Genomic DNA, 12708 nt, shown 5'->3' with positions numbered 1-12708 from the left:
GCAACAGCACAGCTTTTATCAATAAAACTTGCTTGATTTTTAGGTCGTTTTTGGAGCACATTATATTGGATAAACACCCTAAAAGTGGCTGGCTTAAGTCGCTATTGCTCACCATCATGCATAGGTTAAAGCAATTTGCCCAGCTCTGGTCGCTACAGACGCTACTGGATTTACCCGATCGACTAAGAAACCTATGGCAGCAGCTTATTGGCTCTTATTGGTTTATCCCAACGGCGTGCGTCATCGTTGGAATATTGCTTGCGCCTTTATTGGTCACTATCGATCAACACTTTGACCGCGAAACAGTTAGAGAGATTACCTTTGCTTTTACCGGTGACGACGATGCGGCGCGCGCTATCATGACAGCGATTGCAGGCGCAGTATTAGGCGTAGCAGGCACGACCTTTTCCATTACAATCGCCGTGCTATCGATGGCCTCTTCGCAATTTGGCCCACGGCTATTGCGCAATTTTTTGACCGATACGCCAAATCAATTTGTATTGGGGGCGTTCATTGGCACCTTTAGTTATAGTTTATTGGTGTTAAAATCCATCCATAAATATGACGTAGCTTTTGGTGTGCCACAGCTCGCAGTGACTTTTGCGATTATCATGGCAATTATATGTGCGCTGTTGCTGGTGTACTTTGTACAGCATATGGTACATGCCATTCAAGCCTCACATGTGATTCAAAACGCCAGCAATGATGCGATTAATAATATTCACTATTGGTATCGTGATCATTGCGATATCCAGCATCAACGCGATATAGAACATCATGACATTGAACAGTTTCATCATTGGTCAGCGATGCCCATTTATCCACCAAGCTCAGGTTATGTCCAACAATTCTATCTTGAATCACTGATTACACTGACACAAGACTATGGCGGCGTGGTGCAAATGCGTATTAATCTTGGTGATTATGTCACTGACAAAAACGTCATCGGTTACTTTTACCAGCGTCCAGCAGGTCATCCAAACAATCGACAAAAAACAGCGACGCCATCTTTAGCTGTTGTACCGCGTGCCCCTGACGGGCTTTTTTGGCAACGCTTTGCAGGCTGTATACGTATCGAACAACGACTGGCTCATTCTAACGATATTGCTTATAGCTTGGGACAAATGACTGAAATCGCCGTCCGCGCCTTATCGCCTGGTATCAATGATCCAAAAACAGCGGTCAACTGCGTACAATCACTGACCAGTTGCTTAAGTATTATGATGCGTCGCCAGCCGCCCAGTCCCTATCATTTTTATACACCGGCACAAAACGATGATTCATCGAAAGCCGAAGTTAGACAGCAACGCTTGGCGATATTAGCCATAGTTACTCATACTCCCAAAATATCTGATTTTATCAATACCTCGCTTGGCGAGATACGTCGGTATGCAGCAGCAGATTTGATGGTCTTAAAAGCGCTATGTCAGGCGATGGTCAATCTAAGTTATGCTCGCGTAAATAACGCACAGCAGCAAACCCTATTGCATGAGATAAAACTGATTAAGCGTGCTGGAGAAGAAAACCTAAGCTATCAAGAGCTGATAGATGACTTGAGCGCGATGTGCCAACAAGCCCAACAATTTATACTTAGTAACGATGCTCATCATCAGTATTTTGACTATGTTAGCGCGTTTGACGCCCATATTCGCCAAGCATTACAAACGCAATCAAGATAGTTTTTTCCTACTTATAATATGGTACATACCGCTGAGGTAAGAATAAAAAACAACCAAAATAGAAATAGAAACTTTCTAATCCTTATAAGCACTAAGCTTAAGACCATTCATCATTACTTGAGAATTTTTTCATGGCCCCTACCAGTAGCCTAACCATACTTGAAATCAGCGCGATATTCTTATCAATCACAGCCCTATTAACTTACGTTAACCATCGCTTTATTGGTCTACCGACCACGATTGGCGTGATGGTAATCTCCATTTTATTATCTATTGGCGCCATATTTTTGGGATTTTTGGGATTTGATCAGCTGATTGATTATGAAGTAAGCTTATTAGAGCAGCTTGATTTTACCGAAGTCTTATTAGATGGCATGCTCTCTATGCTGTTATTTGCAGGGGCGCTGCACGTCAATATCAGCGATTTAAAACGTTATAAACTGCCTATTGGTATCCTTGCTTGCGTCGGTACCATCGTCTCTGCGATGCTTATCGCCACGGCGCTTTATTTTATGCTGCCGCTGCTTGGTTTCGGTTTGCCGTTTCTTTGGTGTTTGCTATTCGGTGCTCTAATATCACCGACCGACCCCATTGCCGTAATGGGTATTTTGGCATCGGCTGGCGCGCCAAAAAGTATAGAAACGGTCATCGCGGGTGAATCATTATTTAACGATGGTATCGGCGTCGTCATCTTTGTATTGCTGCTAGGGATTTTATCCAGTGGTGATATACCGACGGTCAATTATGTGGCGCATACTCTAGCGGTTGAAGCTGGTGGCGGCATTATTTTTGGCTTAGTACTTGGGGCGATTCTGTATTACATGCTGAAAAGTATCGATAGCTATCAAGAAGAAGTGTTATTAACGCTTGCTGGTGTGATAGGTGGTTATGCACTCGCCAGCCATTGGCATTTATCAGGACCACTCGCCATGGTGATGATGGGATTAATGGTTGGTAATCGCGGACGAGCATTGGCGATGAGCGATAAAACGCGGCATTATATTGATTTATTTTGGGAATTAATCGATGAAATTCTCAATGCTATTTTATTCGTACTCATCGGTTTAGAAGTAGTGATGATTGCTTATTCGGGTAATTTATTTATCGCCGCTGGTTTGACGATTGTCATTGCCCTAGTTGCGCGTTTTATCGTTGTAGGTATGACGACCAAAACCTTTCATCGTCAGCTCGATTTACCGAATGGTGCATGGAAAGTGCTGACATGGGGCGGATTACGTGGGGGTATTTCGGTAGCTTTAGTATTGCAGCTGCCGCTGGGAACCGAACGCGATATCTTGTTGGCGCTCACTTATGCAGTGGTGATATTCTCTATCTTGGTGCAAGGTTTGAGTATTGGCAAAGTCGCCAAAAGCATTCGCGCTGATAAGAGTACAGCAAAGCCATAATTTATAACCAGTTTTAAGCCAATCATTTTAGCAAAAGAAAGCCAGCATAAGAGAGTATCTTATGCTGGCTTTTTCATACACATTCAGTTTTTTTGATAGCCGCTATATACGCACTTTTTATATTAAACCTTTACGCTTCATATTACGATAGACCACGACCACAATAAGAAGGTTTGAGACTAATATTCCAAGTTTAAACCAATCAAATGGGCTAACGATTAGATAGTAAAGCTCAATAGGAATAAACACCCCATAACCCAGCACACCAAACCAATACGCCCACGTTTTATCTTGCCATAAGCCATAAGCCTCAAGGAAACGCAAACTGGCGTAAGCAAAGATTAATAACAAGAATAATGGCCAGTTTTTACTTGCCTGCTGGGCAATCCGTACTGCACTGTCAACTTGCGGTGCCAGTAGCTGTCCAAAAGTCTGTTGCCAAGAAGCAGTCGCCGTCGTTAGCCAATGGTCAAGGTCAGTATGCCATGACCATAAAGCCCCTGCCCCTAATAGTGCACCGACCCCTTTAACCACCTCATAGATTGCCACCGCTTTGATAGATTCACTAGCAGTACTGTGCGACTTGATGGTTTGGTTGTGCAAGTGATGATCGCTATCCTTCGAGGATGGTTGCAGACTATCATCCTGCCTAGGCAAATTAGCCAAAGAAAGTCTCCACAACGCGGCCTTGCAACTGCTGATTAAAGAATGGCGTGTTTTTACCATTGGACAGCATGGATTGTGCGGTAACTTGCCATTCCAAATTAGGATCCACCAGTACTGCCCCGCCGATTTTTTCATATTGCTCACTAATACCAGCGATTTTCGCCGGATTGAGACAGATTTTATCGACAAGTTGCTCTAAGGTTAATACCTCATCATTTACTAGCTGACAAGCCAGCGCCATAAAGGTATCAAAATTTGAGATGCCTGGTGTACTCTCAGCAAATGGGGCTTTCTTGGCGGTACTGTTCAAGGGTTCATGATGGCTACATATCGCATCAATGGTGCCATCTTTCAAACCACGGCGGATGGCTTGCTGATCGGTATTACTACGCAGGGGCGGTAATACGTAGGCTTGGGCGTTAAAACCCTCTAAATTATCATCGGTCAAATACAACTGATGCATCGCCACATCACAAGTCACGGGCAAGCCTTTATCTTTTGCCCAGCGCATCAATTCGATTGAAGATTTACACGACAGTTGACTAAAGTGAGCGGCGATGCCCGTTTCTTCAACCATTAGCAACTGCGTTGATAAGGCAACCGTTTCAGCGATCCAAGGAATCCCTTGCAAGCCGTGATATGACGCGATATAACCTTCATGCGCCACGCCATCACCAGATAGACTTGGCTCATCAGGATAAAAGAATACTTTCATATTAAAAGTCGCGGCGTATTCCAGTGTACGCAGCAATACTAAGTCATTGCGAAAAGGGCGGCGCGCATTAGAAACGGCTATACAACCGCCTTTTTTAAGCCCAGCGATATTTGATGGACGCTCGCCTTCTAAACCAGCAGTCAATGCACCCAAAATATGCAAATATATGCCGCCATCACCAAGCGCGCGCTCACGTAAGCCCTTTAATAATGAACCGTTCTCTAAGATAGGATTGGTATCAGGCGGAATGACCACATGCAAAAAACCATTGGCGCGAGCAGCGCGCCCTTCTGACTCCAAAGTGCCATGTTGTTGTTGACCCGGCTCACGTAGGCGGGCGCACAAATCAACCAAAGGCGGCAGTACCCACATTTCACGCCCAGCTTCGAGTGAAGCCAACTTATCTGTCGCAGCACTTGATAGTGAGTCTTTAAATGATTGAGAAAGATGGTTAATTATCGGTGCATCTATATTTAACATAGTTGTCATGAGCGTTATTACCGTATCAATAAAATGGGATAAATAAATATAAAACAGCGAGGCAGAGGATTATTTATTCGCGGCTTGGTGAGCGCGCTGACCTTCCATAGCTAGCGACAGTACTGCCATACGAATAGCAATGCCGTTATTCACCTGTTTTAAAATCACTGACTGGTCGCCATCGGCAACGCTTGATGCAATCTCAACACCGCGGTTCATCGGCCCTGGATGCATGACCAACGCATCGGGCTTAGCCAACGCCATGCGCTCTGGTGTAATACCATAGTGTTTATAATATTCACTCGATGATGCCAGCAGCGGCGAGCCGATACGCTCGTTTTGTATTCTTAATCCCATAATGACATCACAGTCGGTGACACATTCATTCATATCTTCATAGACTTGTACCCCAAAGCGCTCAATGCCTTTCGGTAATAAGGTACGCGGCGCACAGACGCGAATGTCTTTAACGCCCAAGGTTTGTAGCGCACTGATATCTGAGCGCGCCACTCGCGAATGCTTGATATCGCCAACGATAGCCACTGACAGCTCCTCAAATGGACGCGGTGCTTCACGATGAATGGTGAGCATGTCGAGCATCCCTTGCGTTGGATGCGCATGCCAGCCGTCGCCGCCATTAATAATAGCAATATCTGGTGTTACTTCGGTTGCCATAAAATGGGCAGCACCTGACGCTGAATGCCGTACCACAAAAATATCTGCCGTCATGGCTTGTAGATTCCACAGCGTATCGCGCAAGCTTTCACCTTTTTTGGTACTAGAGCGCTCGATATCGATATTGAGCACATTGGCACCGAGACGCTTTTCGGCTACTTCAAAGGTCGTACGGGTACGCGTTGACGGTTCAAAAAACAAATTCATCACCGTATAGCCTTCGAGCTCAGGACGGTTAATGAGCTGTCCGTTATCATCAAAAAACGTCTCTGCTTTGGCAATAATCGCTTGCAACTGCGCTTTATTAAGACCTTCTACCCCCAAAAAATGGCGAATGCTACCATCAGCATTCAGCTGCGGACGACTCAACGACGCATCAAGTTTCTCATGAATGGTATCAGGATCAAATTTAGCATAATCCGTTGGCGAGACTGTCTGAGTTGAGCGGCTATCGATAGAATTTGGCATAATGGCAGGTCTTTATTGTTGGTTTATATGATTTAATAATCATTATTTATGCGTTTTTTGGCGATTTATAGTCGACGATAAGCACAGAGACAAGGACATTTTGGCACTTATTTGCTACAATTTACCCCAGTGGCAGTGAGAGACATAGCGCCGTAAAAAACAGCCATTGTTATTCTCTTGGGCAGTAGCCATAGACCTGTCAAAACCATCATCAAAAATCCGCTTAGCCAAACGATAAATAAATAATAATAGTGATAGTGTAGCTGATTTTGTGGTCAGGACAAAGATGCCGTGCGAGGTATTTAAAAATTTGCCAGATTTAGGTCTGTAAAGTGCCACCTAACCAATTTTTCAATCCCTTATTTAATCCTTAGTTTCAGTAGCCTTTATTTTAACAGCATTTATTAGGAAGCCTTATGACAACCCTTACAGACTATCTCAATGATTATTCACCCAATCCTGCACTGAGTGACGTTATTACGACTGTCACTGACGTGGGTAAAACCATCTCACAATTATTGAGAAAAGGGGCACTAGCAGACATTCTAGGCGAAGCTGGTAACCAAAACGTCCAAGGTGAAGACCAAAAGAAACTGGACGTACTGGCCAATGACTTATTATTAGATGCTTTGGCGAAAAATACCCATTGTGCAGGCGTTGCCTCAGAAGAGCTTGACGATGCTACCCCTGCCAATGCAGATGGCAGTTTGTTGGTATTGTTCGATCCGCTTGATGGTTCATCAAACATCGATATTAATATGGCCGTTGGCACTATCTTTTCTATTTTACCGTACCAGCGCCAAGGTCAAGTCAGTGAAAATAGCGACTTCTTGCAAGCAGGTAATCAACAGCTAGCAGCAGGCTATTTATTATATGGCACCTCTACCGTACTAGCGCTAACTATCGCCGATCATGTCGTGATGTTTAGCCTAGATCCTGACACTAACGATTATGTACTCATACAAGAAAACGTGCAAATCGATGCCGATACCAGCGAATATGCCATCAATGCTTCAAACTACCGCTACTGGCGCGCACCCATGCAGCAGTATATCGATGAGTTAATTGCTGGCGAAACGGGTGTCCGTGGTCGCGATTTTAATACGCGCTGGGTGGCTGCTATGGTCGGTGATGTGCATCGTATTTTATGTCGCGGTGGTCTCTTCACTTATCCGTTCGATACCAAATATGCCAATAAAGCGGGCAAATTACGCTTGATGTATGAAGCCAATCCAATGAGCTTATTGATTGAGCGTGCGGGTGGCGCTGCTACTGATGCAGTCAATCGCATTTTAGACATAGAGCCAACCGATATTCACCAACGCGTCCCAGTGGTACTAGGCAGCAAAAATGAAGTCGATTATGTTAAAAATCTGCATGTAACTTACGCTGATAAATAAGCCCTTTAACGTTACTTTGATAATAATCAGTATAAAGCCAGAGCATTTGTAGTACTTTATACTGATTGTTTAATTTTTCTATATTTTTTTCTAAGCGATCTACTATGGTAGCAAATCCCACCGAGCTTATTACCTCAGATAAAAATACGACCGTTAAACTTGTCAAATCCTTGTTAACGCAAGCGCGGCAGCGGAAGAAGCAAGGTCAAACGGTGATTGAGGGCGTGCATCTCATCGATGCTGCGCTGCGTAGCGACTACCCGTTTGTCCAAATCCTACTCGCAGAGTCTGCGCACAACCATCCTGAGGTTCAGCAAATTTTGACGCGCTTGCCTACTTATACGCCTATTTTAACGTTATCAAATTCGCTGTATGAGAGCATTCGTAGCTTAGGTACTGGTATCGATATCATGGCAATCATTAAAGTACCAACGCCTCGTTTATCGATGATTGATAATGACTGCTTGATTTTAAATGATGTGCAAGACAGCGGCAATGTGGGCACCCTATTACGCACCGCAGCAGCGGTTGGCATCAAGAACATACTCTGTACCAGCGCTACGGCACAAGCGTGGTCCCCTAAGACATTACGAGCAGGCATGGGCGCTCAGTTTGCTCTGACTATTTATGAAGGTCTAAGTGCGCAAGATATTTTAGACCATGTACAAACACCGCTATTTGCGACCAGCTCACACACAGATACTATCATTTACGATCACGATTTATCTGCGCCTGTGGCTTGGATTATGGGACATGAAGGACAAGGCGTTTGTGATGAGCTGATGCAGTGTGCTACCCCTATCGCTCTACCACAGCCTAATGGTCAAGAAAGTCTGAATGTCGCCATTGCAGGCTCATTATGCTTGTATGAAACACTACGTCAAAGAAATTATAACTAATGTTGTTTGACTGAATCAAAAACATACCTCTCAAACACGAAAAACCCGCTATAAATAATAGCGGGTTTTTATACTTAACTAATCACTAAATAACGATTAAACCTTGCTAGTAAGCTCAGGCAATGCTGTAAATAAATCCGCTTCTAAGAAGTAATCAGCAACGCTAGCGATAGGCGCTTCTGGGTCATTGTTGATAGCAACAATAACTTTAGAATCTTTCATACCTGCTAAATGCTGAATCGCGCCTGAAATGCCCGCTGCGATATATAAGTCTGGTGCAACGATTTTACCCGTTTGACCGACCTGCATATCGTTTGGTACGTAACCTGCGTCAACAGCGGCACGTGATGCGCCAACAGCAGCGCCAAGTTTATCAGCCAATGGCTCGATATATTTGGTGAAGTTTTCGCCATTTGCTAAGGCACGACCACCAGAAACCACAATGCCTGCTGAAGTCAATTCAGGACGGTCAGATTTCGCCATCTCTTCATTAACGAAGCTTGCTTTGCCAGTTTCTTGCACGTTGTCGATTGTCTCAACAGTAGCTGATCCACCTTCGCTTGCTACTGGGTCAAAAGCCGTGGTACGTACTGTCATGACAACTTTATCTTCTGTGGTCTTAACAGTTGCTGTTGCGTTACCAGCATAGATAGGACGCTCAAACGTTTGCGCATCTACGACGGCAGATATTTCTGATAGCATGCTTACGTCAAGTAAAGCGGCAACGCGTGGCATAAAGTTCTTACCAGTAGTGGTTGCTGGTGCAAGAATATGACTGTAATCACCAGCGATATCAGCAACCAATAGTGCGACGTTACCCGCCAATTGATGCTCATAGGCAGCGTTGTCTGCTAATAATACCTTAGTCACGCCTTCTGCTTTAGCTGCTTGGTCAGCGACAGCTTGAGCACCACTACCTGCAACCAACACATGGATATCATCACCCATTTGCTTAGCAGCAGCGATGGTATTCAAAGTTGCCTTTTTTAGACTGGCATTGTCATGTTCTGCATATACCAAAATTGCCATGATTTTAATCCTTTTTTATTCGTATCATCTATTCATGCGGTTGTTTGTGTACAAAGCTGTTTGAGTAACTATTATTTAATATGAAATAAATCAGTTAAATCTATAGCCCTCTACAGGATATGCCGTAGCGAAGTATCCAATCATTGAAACATTAAATGACTTTTGCTTCGTTTCTTAGCTTATCGACCAACTCATCCACTGAACCCACTTTGATGCCAGCTTTACGTTCAGCAGGTGGCACAACTTTAATGATCTCTTGCTTAGAGGCCATATCAACACCAAAATCAGCAGGCGTTTTTTCGTCAAGTGGCTTTTTCTTCGCTTTCATGATGTTAGGCAATTTAGCATAACGAGGCTCATTCAAGCGCAAGTCAGTGGTAATAACTGCTGGCAAATCAAGTGCTAGCGTCTGTAAACCACCGTCGATTTCGCGAGTGACGTTTACTTTATCGCCTTCAACCTTCACTTCTGATGCAAACGTACCCTGACCGATACCCATCAATGCCGCTAGCATCTGACCAGTCTGGTTGTTATCATCATCAATGGCTTGCTTACCCAATAGTATAATATCAGTGCCTTCACTCTCGGCGATATTTTTGAGGATCTTAGCAATTTGTAATGGATACGGCTTGTCGTCAGTCACTACCAACACACCACGATCAGCGCCCAATGCTAGTGCTGCGCGGATCTGTTCTTGTGATTCTTTTGGACCGATTGATGCCACGATGATTTCATCAATCACGCCTGCTTCTTTTAGACGTACTGCTTCTTCTACGGCAATCTCATCAAAAGGATTGATTGACATCTTAGTGTTTGATAAATCAACGCCAGAGTTGTCAGCTTTTACACGAACTTTTACGTTGTAATCAATGACACGCTTGACCGCTACTAATGCTTTCATACGTTCCTCGTTTATTAATGTTATGAATTAAAAATTGTCAGTTAAGAACCAAAGGTTCATTTTTTTAAACTGTCGTTCAAAATACTACTTAGGGTTATTACTGCGTCAACAGATAGTAGTTAATTAAGCAAGAAGAAACAATACCGAAAATGGTATTAGTATCACACTACTCATTGATAAAATCTGCTAAAGCTAAGCCAACCATTATTATCAGACCCCTGTATCTTGCGTGACCACAGGCATAAGGTCAAGACAACGCCGTGAATAATGCGTCATAAATTTGTCACCATTCTATAATAAATAGTTTATAAGTGCACAATTTTACAGTCTTCTTTAACCTACATTCTCAATATTTCACCTGTTTTTAGCACTGTCAACACGATAGTTACTTAATGGATTGTTGTGATCTATCTCGTTGGCATCCATCGAGCACAACAATCAAAAACTCAAAATCTACGACTTGCTGTTTTTACTGGAACCAATCAGCAACTCACTGTCGCGTATATCATCGAATAATGACCAGTCAGGCGTAACCGCATTATTTTTGATGACACTCATATCCCCTGTGGTTTCCATAATGACAGCAAATACTTCCGTTTTAGACTTGATTCCATTCTTGCGCAAAACCTGTTGAACATCACTGGTACTGAGATTGGCCTCTTTTAAATTTCCACTAAAATACTCGCCATGGGCCATTAATATAATGGCTCGATTGTCTATCAGAGATTTTAACGGTTTGAATTTACGCCTGATAAATGAGATAACCCCTTGAATCACAAACAATACTGCGACAGCAAACAGCCCTTGCATTAATGACGGTGTGTTTGATAGCACCGTTGAAGCGAGTATACTGCCAATACCGACAGTCATCGCAAAATCATGGCTTGAGAGCTTGGAGAAACTCCGCAACCCCATCAATCTTGTAAACAACATTAACCCTAAATAAAAACCGATTGCAGATAGAGAAATACCCAGCACTTGCTGCCAATCGATTGAAAACCATGCCTCCCACTTCATAAAACAACCTTATTTTGTTAGATCTTTTTTGAGTCAGTGCTGATGACTGACAGCTAATATCAGTATACTTTTGATGATTTTACGTTTATAGCGAGAAAAATGGCATAAAAAAAGCAACCTGATAAGAGGTTGCTTTTTTTTAGAGTTGAAACAGTATTTTTATTGTTTTAACAAACAAAGGCATCAATGCATATTGATAATCTTACTGTCATCAAGCTTACTGACTAATCAGCTTACCAGATGTCAAATGAGATTAGATAGCTTCGATTTGCTCGGCTTGTGGGCCTTTTTTGCCATCACCTAAGATGAAAGACACTTTTTGGCCTTCGGCTAGAGTTTTGAAACCACCACCTTGGATAGCGCTGTAGTGAGCGAATACGTCTTGTCCGCCATTGTCTTGAGCGATAAAACCAAAACCTTTAGCTTCATTAAACCACTTTACAGTGCCTTCAACTTTATCTGACATAAATTTTCCTAACTCTTTAACTGTTGGCGAGACGTGTGTCGTCACCGATTAATTGATATATACCCAAACTATTTTCTGCTAAATGCAACAGTCAATACGATCAAAATATCGTTAGATAGCTTGAAATTACGACCTAAAATCTTTTGAGTACAGCCTGATTATAGCAGCTTTTTATAATCGCAACAGGTTAAATTGATGATTTTTGTAAATAACGATAATCCGTTTTGAAAAGTCACGAAAGCCAATTAAATACTATCTAATACATTGATAAGAAAGATATTTTATATCATTTACTATCTATCATTCTAACGTAAAGGTGTCATTTAAGTTGGTGACAGCATTATCTCAAATAATAAATAGGTAATAAGTCAGCATATACTTCATTGAGATATCGGTAGCCACGGTGAACTTAATACTAACAAACAAAGCGCAAAAAATATCAGTGAAAATGACTGACTATAGGCGATGTATTTAGCAGGTATCACCAAGTCTTTAGGAGAATCAGGAATACCTTTACGCTTTAGTAAACGCGTCCCGTATATCCATCCAAAGGTAGTATAGATGCCATAAGCAGCAGGTACCGTAATGGCTAGTGGCGTCAAGTCAATCACATATAATATGACAACGGAAATAAAGAACCACAAAGTATCCAAGAGTGAGCTGATTTGAAAAAACTTAGACTTAGGCAATTTGCCATCGGTTTTTTTGAGCATCTCCCCTTCTATCCATATTAAAACAGCTACCACAGCGCTAAGAGTAATATATACGAATTGCGGCGTTAGCCAGTCTGGATAAGATATTTGCACAACACACAACCTATAATCTATAAAAAAGTAAGAACGCGCAACTCAATCGTTTTGATAATTAACCAGCAATTGGTTGCACTAAGAATATTCAAAAAAGTCAA

At 42.7% G+C, this 12708-nt stretch carries 12 protein-coding genes; 4 read left to right on the top strand and 8 right to left on the bottom strand.

The window, feature by feature from the left end:
* The first annotated feature begins 65 nt into the window (after positions 1-65).
* On the top strand, positions 66-1679 hold the full coding sequence (locus JMW64_RS03665) for a DUF2254 domain-containing protein (protein ID WP_227676001.1): 1614 nt from the start codon (positions 66-68) through the stop codon (positions 1677-1679).
* A 131-nt stretch (positions 1680-1810) separates the two neighbouring features.
* A complete protein-coding gene (locus tag JMW64_RS03660) occupies positions 1811-3085 on the top strand; it encodes a cation:proton antiporter (RefSeq protein ID WP_201553391.1) in 1275 nt (424 codons plus the stop codon).
* Between the two features lie 117 nt (positions 3086-3202).
* On the opposite strand, the gene JMW64_RS03655 is transcribed toward JMW64_RS03660, so the two are convergent.
* The 3 genes from JMW64_RS03655 to JMW64_RS03645 form a co-directional block, all read right to left on the bottom strand.
* Complete coding sequence (locus JMW64_RS03655) at positions 3203-3751, bottom strand: DUF2127 domain-containing protein (RefSeq protein WP_227676002.1); 549 nt, start codon at positions 3749-3751, stop codon at positions 3203-3205.
* Positions 3744-4838, bottom strand: a complete 1095-nt coding sequence (locus tag JMW64_RS03650) for a dihydroorotase (RefSeq protein ID WP_227676005.1) — start codon at positions 4836-4838, stop codon at positions 3744-3746. The genes JMW64_RS03655 and JMW64_RS03650 overlap by 8 nt, the downstream gene beginning before the upstream one ends.
* A gap of 177 nt (positions 4839-5015) precedes the next feature.
* The gene (locus JMW64_RS03645; RefSeq protein ID WP_201553379.1) at positions 5016-6089 is read right to left on the bottom strand and encodes an aspartate carbamoyltransferase catalytic subunit; all 1074 of its coding nucleotides are present in this window, start codon (positions 6087-6089) and stop codon (positions 5016-5018) included.
* Between the two features lie 416 nt (positions 6090-6505).
* Here JMW64_RS03645 and JMW64_RS03640 point away from each other — a divergent pair, with 416 nt between their 5' ends.
* Together JMW64_RS03640 and JMW64_RS03635 are read left to right on the top strand one after the other, a co-directional pair.
* Positions 6506-7489 (top strand): class 1 fructose-bisphosphatase, encoded by a 984-nt coding sequence (locus JMW64_RS03640; RefSeq protein ID WP_045454425.1) that lies wholly within the window; start codon positions 6506-6508, stop codon positions 7487-7489.
* A gap of 104 nt (positions 7490-7593) precedes the next feature.
* Positions 7594-8388 carry a TrmH family RNA methyltransferase gene (locus JMW64_RS03635; protein WP_201553377.1) on the top strand — a complete coding sequence of 265 codons (795 nt, stop codon included), beginning with the start codon at positions 7594-7596 and terminating at the stop codon, positions 8386-8388.
* Positions 8389-8484: 96 nt separating this feature from the next.
* Here JMW64_RS03635 and JMW64_RS03630 read toward each other — a convergent pair whose 3' ends face one another.
* From JMW64_RS03630 to JMW64_RS03610, 5 genes are all read right to left on the bottom strand, one after another.
* Positions 8485-9417, bottom strand: a complete 933-nt coding sequence (locus tag JMW64_RS03630; protein ID WP_045446673.1) for an electron transfer flavoprotein subunit alpha/FixB family protein — start codon at positions 9415-9417, stop codon at positions 8485-8487.
* 151 nt (positions 9418-9568) lie between these two features.
* Positions 9569-10318, bottom strand: a complete 750-nt coding sequence (locus JMW64_RS03625) for an electron transfer flavoprotein subunit beta/FixA family protein (RefSeq protein ID WP_201553375.1) — start codon at positions 10316-10318, stop codon at positions 9569-9571.
* Between the two features lie 453 nt (positions 10319-10771).
* Complete coding sequence (locus JMW64_RS03620; RefSeq protein WP_201553372.1) at positions 10772-11335, bottom strand: DUF421 domain-containing protein; 564 nt, start codon at positions 11333-11335, stop codon at positions 10772-10774.
* A gap of 253 nt (positions 11336-11588) precedes the next feature.
* Positions 11589-11801, bottom strand: coding sequence for a cold-shock protein (locus tag JMW64_RS03615; RefSeq protein WP_010196799.1), 213 nt, complete (start codon positions 11799-11801; stop codon positions 11589-11591).
* 380 nt (positions 11802-12181) lie between these two features.
* Entirely contained in the window at positions 12182-12607 is a 426-nt protein-coding gene (locus JMW64_RS03610; protein ID WP_045454429.1) for a hypothetical protein, read from the bottom strand.
* Between the last annotated feature and the right edge of the window lie 101 nt (positions 12608-12708).

Source organism: Psychrobacter immobilis (assembly GCF_904846065.1).
In the GTDB taxonomy this organism is placed as follows: domain Bacteria; phylum Pseudomonadota; class Gammaproteobacteria; order Pseudomonadales; family Moraxellaceae; genus Psychrobacter; species Psychrobacter immobilis_H.
The sequence above is the reverse complement of the archived record's forward strand: the minus strand, read 5'-3'. Positions and strand labels throughout refer to the sequence as shown.

Excerpts from the sequence above, each read along its gene's own strand:
- JMW64_RS03660 (WP_201553391.1), top strand. The coding sequence starts at position 1,811 with ATGGCCCCTACCAGTAGCCTAACCATACTTGAAATCAGCGCGATATTC.
- JMW64_RS03650 (WP_227676005.1), bottom strand. The coding sequence starts at position 4,838 with ATGTGGGTACTGCCGCCTTTGGTTGATTTGTGCGCCCGCCTACGTGAG.
- JMW64_RS03645 (WP_201553379.1), bottom strand. The coding sequence starts at position 6,089 with ATGCCAAATTCTATCGATAGCCGCTCAACTCAGACAGTCTCGCCAACG.
- JMW64_RS03640 (WP_045454425.1), top strand. The coding sequence starts at position 6,506 with ATGACAACCCTTACAGACTATCTCAATGATTATTCACCCAATCCTGCA.
- JMW64_RS03635 (WP_201553377.1), top strand. The coding sequence starts at position 7,594 with ATGGTAGCAAATCCCACCGAGCTTATTACCTCAGATAAAAATACGACC.
- JMW64_RS03630 (WP_045446673.1), bottom strand. The coding sequence starts at position 9,417 with ATGGCAATTTTGGTATATGCAGAACATGACAATGCCAGTCTAAAAAAG.
- JMW64_RS03625 (WP_201553375.1), bottom strand. The coding sequence starts at position 10,318 with ATGAAAGCATTAGTAGCGGTCAAGCGTGTCATTGATTACAACGTAAAA.
- JMW64_RS03620 (WP_201553372.1), bottom strand. The coding sequence starts at position 11,335 with ATGAAGTGGGAGGCATGGTTTTCAATCGATTGGCAGCAAGTGCTGGGT.
- JMW64_RS03615 (WP_010196799.1), bottom strand. The coding sequence starts at position 11,801 with ATGTCAGATAAAGTTGAAGGCACTGTAAAGTGGTTTAATGAAGCTAAA.